This is a genomic window from Bradyrhizobium sp. STM 3809, from assembly GCF_000239795.1.
Taxonomy (GTDB): Bacteria; Pseudomonadota; Alphaproteobacteria; order Rhizobiales; family Xanthobacteraceae; genus Bradyrhizobium.
Map to the genome: position 1 here is coordinate 1 of NZ_CAFJ01000685.1, position 3,204 is coordinate 3,204.

The 3,204-nt window shown below is 66.1% G+C and carries 3 protein-coding genes; 2 read left to right on the forward strand and 1 reads right to left on the reverse strand.

The window, feature by feature from the left end:
• The first annotated feature begins 112 nt into the window (after positions 1-112).
• Positions 113-727 (forward strand): CinA family protein, encoded by a 615-nt coding sequence (locus BRAS3809_RS30200; RefSeq protein ID WP_008965815.1) that lies wholly within the window; start codon positions 113-115, stop codon positions 725-727.
• Between the two features lie 414 nt (positions 728-1,141).
• Complete coding sequence (locus BRAS3809_RS30205) at positions 1,142-1,702, forward strand: hypothetical protein (RefSeq protein WP_008965816.1); 561 nt, start codon at positions 1,142-1,144, stop codon at positions 1,700-1,702.
• 422 nt (positions 1,703-2,124) lie between these two features.
• Here the strand turns inward: BRAS3809_RS30205 and BRAS3809_RS30210 are convergent, their stop codons facing one another.
• Positions 2,125-2,472, reverse strand: coding sequence for a YjiS-like domain-containing protein (locus BRAS3809_RS30210; protein WP_008965817.1), 348 nt, complete (start codon positions 2,470-2,472; stop codon positions 2,125-2,127).
• Positions 2,473-3,204: the final 732 nt, after the last annotated feature.

The following is a 3,204-nucleotide window of genomic DNA, read 5'->3' on the forward strand; positions in this document are numbered from 1 at the left end:
AGCGGGGCGAGGTGAAGAGCAGCCCGCGGCGACGCTTCGATGACATCGAACGCCGACCCGCTCGGGCACAGCGAATTCTAAGGTTGCTCCCGGTATCGAGGAAACGCTGTTCATGGCGAGCGAACGTCACATCGGCTCCACCAGCGCGCTGGCCCGCTCGCTGCTCGACCTCTGCCGGTCGCGCAAGCTGATGATCGCGACCGCCGAATCCTGCACCGGCGGCCTGGTCGCCGCCGCGCTGACCGAGATCCCCGGCTCCTCCGACGTCATCGACCGCGGTTTCGTCACCTACTCCAACGAGGCCAAGCGCGCGATGCTCGGCGTCGAGGCCTCGACCCTGCAGACCTTCGGCGCCGTTTCCAAGGAGACCGCGATCCAGATGGCCGTCGGCGCCCTGGAGCGCGCCGACGTCGACCTCGCAGTCGCCATCACCGGCATCGCCGGCCCCGGCGGCGCCACCCCCGGCAAGCCGGTCGGCCTCGTCCATTTCGCCGCCGCCGCCCGCGACGGCCGCATCACCCACCGCGAACATCGCTTCGGCGCCATCGGCCGCAGCACGGTGAGAACGCGCTCGGTGATCGAGGCACTGCGGATGCTGATGGAGCTGGCGAGGCCGCAGGTGCCGGCCAAGCCGAAGCGCGCCGCCGCGACCAGGCTGCGCCCGCGGGTGGCGCGAGCGCCGAGGCTGCATCCGGTGAAGCGGCCGCCAAGGCGGCCGCGGGCATAGTTCCTCTTGATCCACCGCGGTCTCCTGTTCGCCATCATCACGAGCGTAGCGACAATTCGAGTCACGAGGCGACGCCGTCGCCTCATCCTCGGTCGTCATCCCCGCGAAAGCGGGGATCCATAACCACAGGGCGTGGTGTGGCGGCACGTCGGTGGCTCCGATCTCGTCTCACCACGACTGCTGCGGAGTATGGATCCCGGGTCGGCGCCTCCACGGCGCTTCGCGCCGCTCCGGCTTGCCCGGGACGACGACGGTGCGTGGCGTAGGGCCAGAGCCTTCAATCGACGCTTCTGTGATGCTGTGAAGGCCCCGGTTGGATCGGCAGCCACGGCGCCGTATTGAGACCCAGCGTCACACAGACTAAGCTTTGCGGTACGCTCGAGCCGTTGGGCCAGAAGTTGATGAGAAGGACGCATGGGGATCAGCGTTGCGATCATTTTACACGGCCTGCTTTATGCCGTCCTCGTCGCCGTACTGTCGCTCGCCGCTTGGCTGCTCCGGCTGGTGCTGCGGCCCGGTCCACGATGGAGTTCGGCGCTCCGTGTGACGCCCTTCGTCATTGCCGCCATTCCGTATGTCGGCTTCGTCGCCACGTTGCTTTGGGCCAACTACGCACCACCGACCTTCATCTATTCCTCCGTCTTCGGCCAGTCTGCGGGCTCCGACGTCTCAGCCCTTCGCGGGCAATCGGACGCGTCGAATGACTTTCGCAACGTGTTCATGTCCTTCAGTACGTCCGATGACGCCTTGAAACGGACGCTCGAGACACTGCGCTTAGAACGCGCCGAGACCCTCAAGGCCGCCGATCTCGTGCCGCTGCCAGGAAACATCATGTTGCCGGACTGGTGGACGGCACAGCGTTGTGCGGACCGTACCGTCTTCATCGCAAAAAACGTGCATCGCTGGGACGACATCGTCGTGACCCAATGCCGCAGCGACGCGACCGTCTACGTTCAGGCAAGCTGGATCGACTGATAACTTCGTAGGTGGGCAGAGCGGCCGCCGCAGGCGGACGCGTGCCCACCGCTGTGGCTGCGCAAGAACGCGGTGGGCACGGCGCGGTCATGCGGTTGAGACCTAACTGATAGCGGGGGCGCGCCTTTGCCCACCCTACGGCTGAACGTTGATCACGCCCGCCAGAACGGCCGCCGGCACAATCGCGGCGCTCTGCGCCGCTCCGGCTTGCCCGGGGGACGACGGCGGAGCATGGCGCCGGCGATTGTATCTACCTCTACCCCCGCGCGCCGGACTCGTAGGGTGGGCAAAGCGGCCGCCGAAGGCGGACGCGTGCCCACCGCAGCGGTTGCGCAAGAACGCGGTGGGCACGGCGCGGTCATGCGGTCGACGCGCAACTCACAGCATGGCGCGCCTTTGCCCACCCTACGGCTCAACGTTGATCATGCACGCCAGAACGGACGCCGGCACAACCGCTGCGCCTCGTCGCGGGTCAGGCCGTAATCCTGCAGCACCTCGTCGGCGAGCCAGGGCAGTTCGCGGGCGAAGCGGCGGCGTTCACGCCAGCGCTGCCACGACAGAAGCAGCAACGACGCGGGCGCGGGGTTGGCCTCGGCCTGAACCCCAGTCGGACGGCGCAAGTAGTAGATGTTGGCGCCGGTCTCGGACTGCAGGCGATGTTGTGCCGAGGGATCACGACGTTCTGCAAAAAGCTCCGGCAATCGCGCGACATCACGCAGCGTCCGCGGCGCGATCGCGCTGAGGTTCGGATCATCGGTTGTGCTCGGCATGGCGGGCTCCCCTTCGAGTGAAGTACCTGCCGGCAACAAAAAAGCCGCCAGGTCCGCTGGCGGCTGTTCGGATCATCTGCTGCAAATCGTCAGATTGTGCGCGATCCTCCCGCCGCCCGCGAGCTTCGGTGCGTCCAACGACCAAAACGATGGGTTGCGGCGGTGATCATGGCAGGCTTGATAGCGGATCCATCTGAGGTTGTCATCCCCAAACCGAGCGAACGCGCAAGACGCCGTCGCACACGCCGCAGAGCTCAGCCTCATTTGCATCAGGAGGCTGCGACCGTTGCGGCTGTGTGCTCGTCGGGCAAATCAGGGCGCCATGGATACGACCGGATGACGATACGTAGCGTTGGCCGCGCTCTGATTGCAGCGAAAGCGGGCTGCGTCGAAACGATAAATTGCCTAGGCCTTTCAACGCCCGACTCACTGTCCAGTCCTTCCCGCGAAAATATTCCGCTTTCGCCTTTTCGGAATTCATGCTTCCCTGCCCTCATCCCGCCTCGCCACGAGGGGCGTATCGCGATCGTCACGACACGCGAGGTGGGGAGGCGATGGCCGCCGGTGGGCCGCAGCGCGTCTATCGACGTCGCGGACGAACGGCTTCTGGCGGACGTGAAATCGTGTGGTCCTGACGCCGCGACGCTGGCGTCAAGTCTTCGGGCGATGATCCCGGGGCGACGGTGGCTAGAGAGCACGTACACCGGGGAGAGCACGGGATAAGCGTTCAAA